General features: G+C 63.0%; 3 protein-coding genes. All 3 read right to left on the bottom strand.

From position 1 onward, the window contains the following. Nucleotides 1–81: 81 nt before the first annotated feature. Entirely contained in the window at nucleotides 82–1,599 is a 1,518-nt protein-coding gene (locus B3C64_RS02190) for a formate--tetrahydrofolate ligase (protein WP_291533410.1), read from the bottom strand. Nucleotides 1,600–1,909: 310 nt separating this feature from the next. After that, a complete protein-coding gene (locus B3C64_RS02195) occupies nucleotides 1,910–3,484 on the bottom strand; it encodes a C69 family dipeptidase (protein ID WP_291533411.1) in 1,575 nt (524 codons plus the stop codon). Between the two features lie 150 nt (nucleotides 3,485–3,634). Next, a complete protein-coding gene (locus tag B3C64_RS02200) occupies nucleotides 3,635–4,192 on the bottom strand; it encodes a YbhB/YbcL family Raf kinase inhibitor-like protein (protein ID WP_291533412.1) in 558 nt (185 codons plus the stop codon). Nucleotides 4,193–4,485: the final 293 nt, after the last annotated feature.

Here is a 4,485-nt window from a genome sequence, read left to right on the forward strand (position 1 = left end):
CTTTTCCATATCGCGCGACGCCGTTCGCAGCGTCGTTCGCGATGCCGTATCAGCCGGCGAACGGCCGGCGGACGCAAGGCATCAGACGATCTTCGGCATCGGCGTGGTCAGCGACGTGGTGAGGTTCACATGCACCAGTCCGGCGCCGGTATGCACTTCGACCTTCTTCAACGTGACGGTGCGCTCATCCTCCGGAGCGGAATCGTTGTCGGTCATGGTCGCGGGCGACTTCACCGCGACGAGCGCGAGGGAGCCGAAGTCGATGTTCGCGCTGGCGCACAGATCGATCGCGGACTGCAGGGATTCGGCGAAACCGTCCTTGAGCACCACGCGGTCAGCGGGAACGCCATACGCATGTTCGGCGACCCAGCGCACGTTCTCCACCAGAGCCATGCCCTTGTGGCTGTGCGGTTCGGCCGGCATGGAGCCGTTCGTCACCGCGTCCACGAACGCGTCCAGCTGCGGGGCGAGCGCCTCGCCGCCATCGCGGTACAGGTTGCCGATGATCGGCTCGCGGAACTCCAGTTCCTTGGCGGTGTTCTTGAGCACCGGAATCTGATCGTCCTCGCCGTCCCACAGGTTGACCAGCGGGAAGGTCGGAATGTCGAGACCTTCGAGTCGCTGCACGTGGAACGGGTAGCGCCAGGACAGCGTCGGGTCGTCACGCCACGTGGAGGCGCGGGTCACGACGATCGCCGCGGACGGCCACTGCGCGCCGTATTCGCGGCAGGCGATGTCGAGCCACTTCTGCGCGCCGGCATCGGTGCCGTATCCGGCTTCGACGATGACCACATCGTGCAGAGCGCACGCCATCTCCACGGAGACCAGCGTCGGGATGCCGATGGAGACGTTGGCGAACGGGCCGCCGTGCACGTATACCGGAGAGCCGTTCACGGTCTCGGTCTTGGCAGGCTTCACGGCATCGCCCAAAATGCCGGTGATGCGCCACAGGTCGACGAATTCGCCGAAGGTGACGGCCTTGCCGTCCTTCGTGCCGGCGATCATCTTGGAAACACGTTCCGAAATCTCGTCCATGGAACGAGACAGCACGACGATCTGCATCAGCTCGCAGGTCGGCGTGAGCACGACGCGCTCCGCGACGTTGCCCTTGCCGCGGTCGACCGCGATCTGACGCAGCGAACGCGACGGCACCTCGGAGACGCGCGGCACAAGAATCGTATCGAGCTTGCCTTCGTCAACGGCCTTTTCAGCGAAAGAGACCAGCAGGTTCTGAGCCGCCTCGATGGCGCCCATCTCTCCGCACAGACCCCAGTCGATCAGTTCCGGATGGGTCAGCGAGGCCTTGCCGCCGCCGGAAGCACCGCCCTTGGATCCAGCCGCGGTGATGCCCATGCTCGGCTGACGCAGCACGGCGGCCGCGTCGATACCGCGCTTGCGGAGCGCGTCGATCAGCGCGATCGTGGTGGTGGTCTTGCCTTCGCCGCGGGACGCCTTCAGCGGGGTGTCTGCGGTGACAAGCACGACCTTGCCGTGCTTGCGCGGAGCATCCGGATTGTTCTTCAGGTAATCGAGATAACCGAATGCGTCAATCTTCTGCACCAGACCGTACTGGCTGGTGAAATCCTCAATGCTGGTCACTGGGTTCCTTTCTTGGAAGAGCCTTCCGAAAAGACGGCTCGGAAAGCAAGACACACGATATTGTAATGAGCCGCCATCATCTACGAAAATCGGCTCCCGTACAGCGGACGCCGCCGCAAAACGGCGGAATCCGTTGATATGGGAGCCGAAATCATAGTCCAGTCAAGGGAAACAGGCGGCGGTTCCGCATGCACTGTGCGTCAAATCACACCGAATGTGAATCCATGCTGTTTCCATTCGTCCGAAACATCTGCGGGACCCGCCACAACGCCGTCGTGACGACGGCACGGGTTCGCGGCGTCATGGCAGATCAGAAGTCGGACATATGGAAGCCGTTCTTCATGTTCATGCTGGTGGTGTACAGCACGGAGTCGAGCAGCTTGTCGGTCTCCTCCTTGAGCCGCGCGGCCATGGTCTCGTTGGCCGCGGCGAGAATCCGCCGGGCCTCGTCGTCGCGTGTGGCTTCGATGACCTCATCGGGTTCCATCGGCTGCACGTCACCATTCGCGTCGGCCGCGTCGAACTCGTCGGCGACGCCTTCCGCCAGACGTCCGATCCGCTCATCGGTATCGGCGACCAGACGGTGGCCCATCGCGCCGGTCTTCTCCTGGTAGCGCTCCACCGCGTTGGCGGTGTCGGCGAAGCTCGCGTCGCACAGCGCCGCGATGATGCGGTTCTCCCAGTAGAAGTTCTCGGAGGTGACGCGAGTGGTGGTGTCTTCGAGGTACTTCGGGGTGGAGTCGACGTTCGGGAAGAACGGAACCAGCGTGTTGAACGGGTTGGAGCCGTATGCGAGCCATTGGATGGCGCGGCTCACCTGCGGACGGTACGGGCGGATCTGCATGACGGCGAGCTGGCTCTGACGGTTGATGCCGATCGGGCGGAACAGGTGGCGGGTATGCTGGTCGCCGAGCTTGCCGTACGGATCGTACGGCGTGCCCTGGTAGTGGGAGCTCAGCACGTACTTCACGTCCTCGATGGTGATCTTGCGTTCCGGCTGGCGCGCCCACGGAATGTCGTCCGAGGTCGGGCGATGGTCGGCGTCCTGGCCGTCCCACACCTCGTCGTACGGGTTGAGGAAGCGCTGCATGTACCAGGCGCGCGGCGTGTTGTACACGTGGTCGGAATCGGAGTGGGAGCCGAACGCGTCGCGCGGATTGAACGGCGTGGTGCTTTCCACCGACAGGTCCAGATGGTTGTTTTCGATGAACTCGCCGAGGTCAGCGGAGCACATGTGGTCCTCCTGGTCGCCCAGAGCGTCATCGAGGTCGAATTCGTCGATGCCGAGCTGGTTCGGCATCGTCACATACGCTTCGTCCGGCACACGCTTGGCGATCCAATGATGGCCGCCGACGGTTTCCAGCCACCAGATCTCGTTCACGTCGGAGAACGCGACACCGTTCATCTCGTAGGTGCCGTATTCCTCAAGCAGCGCGCCCAGACGCTCCACGCCCTCACGAGCGGTTTTGATGTACGGCAGCACGAGGGTGAGGAAATCCTCCTCGCCGATGCCGCCGGGCGTTTCCGGCTCGTCGCCCTTGGCCGGCACGAGTTCGACGAACGGGTCGGCGCCGAGCACGCGCTCGTTCGTGGTGAGGGTTTCGGTGGCGCTCATGGCCACATTGGCCTCGTTCACGCCGGCTTCGCCCCAGATGCCTTCCTTGAGGTCGGCGTTCGGCACGGCGGTGTACTGCAGCGGCTCCTCCGGCAGGTCGACTTCGACGTGGGAGATCACGCTTGTATACTTGCGCGGCTGTTCCTCCGGCTTGACGACGATGAAGCGCTTGGGATTGAACTCGCCGTTCGCGCTGTCTTCGTTGCGGGCGATGATGGTCGACCCGTCGTAGCTCGCGTCCTTGCCGACCAGAATTGTGGTGCACGCCATATTGTGTTGTTGTCCTTTCGTTCGTAGGTTTCGGATGATTGCCCATCCGTTTTTATACGGATATTCACGCCTTTGCGGCATTCGCGTCGCAGATCATTTCGGATTTCGGCGCTTTCGCGTCCATCGTCCGTCCGCGCGACGAGGACCGGCTCAGGCCTTGCCGGTCAGGAAGATGCCGCCTTGGTCGGCGATGGACCGGGAGTCACGCAGCGCGTGCTCCAACTCATTGAGCCAGAATCCCTGGTTGAGGCCGGCGAGCGGTGCCGTGGTGCCCCACACATGCAGGAAATACTCGTGGTCCTTGTCCGGCGGATATGGCCCGTTGTAGCGCATCGTGACGGCCGGATCGGCGCTGCGGCCTTGCAACAGCGGCGAAGCCGCGGACGTGCGGCCCTGCAGCGTTTCGGGAATCATCGCGGACACCGTGCGGGAGAAATCGGCCGGAATGGCCAGCGCATGGGAGTCGTTGAAGTCGTACATCAGCGCATCCACCGGAAGATTGGCGAGCGACCAGTGGTTCCATTGGAAGCCGCACACCGGAATCGAATCGGGATCGACGAATTCCCAATGCAGGTATTGCACCGATGGGTCGAGCTCGTCGATGTAGAAGGGGAAGGAGACGATCGGCGTGCCGTCGATGCGGTTCTCAGGCGGCGCCGCCTTGGCGAACGCGTCAGGAATGACGGTGAAATCTGCGGAAATCTTCATGGCTCCAGTATCGCGCATGCGCGTGACGCCACGCAAACGCGAATCGGCGGCGCGATGCCGGCCAGTCGCGCGCATGATTCCCCGGAAACAGGCGTCTGCGCGATCTCGATGCATCATGGGGCCGATGTGCCGAAAGCGCAGCCATACGACGAATCGATGGCGGAAGATGATGGAATGCGCCGCAACCGAAGAGGTCCCGTTCGCACGAACATACGAACGGGGCCTCTTCAGGGAAACAGGGCCTATCGAGGCATCAAATCACCTCATAGGCGTATGCGCATAGGCGTGCGCGC

It is taken from the genome of Bifidobacterium sp. UBA6881 (assembly GCA_002451435.1).
Taxonomy (GTDB): Bacteria; Actinomycetota; Actinomycetes; order Actinomycetales; family Bifidobacteriaceae; genus Bifidobacterium.

Excerpts from the sequence above, each read along its gene's own strand:
- B3C64_RS02195 (WP_291533411.1), bottom strand. The coding sequence starts at position 3,484 with ATGGCGTGCACCACAATTCTGGTCGGCAAGGACGCGAGCTACGACGGG.
- B3C64_RS02200 (WP_291533412.1), bottom strand. The coding sequence starts at position 4,192 with ATGAAGATTTCCGCAGATTTCACCGTCATTCCTGACGCGTTCGCCAAG.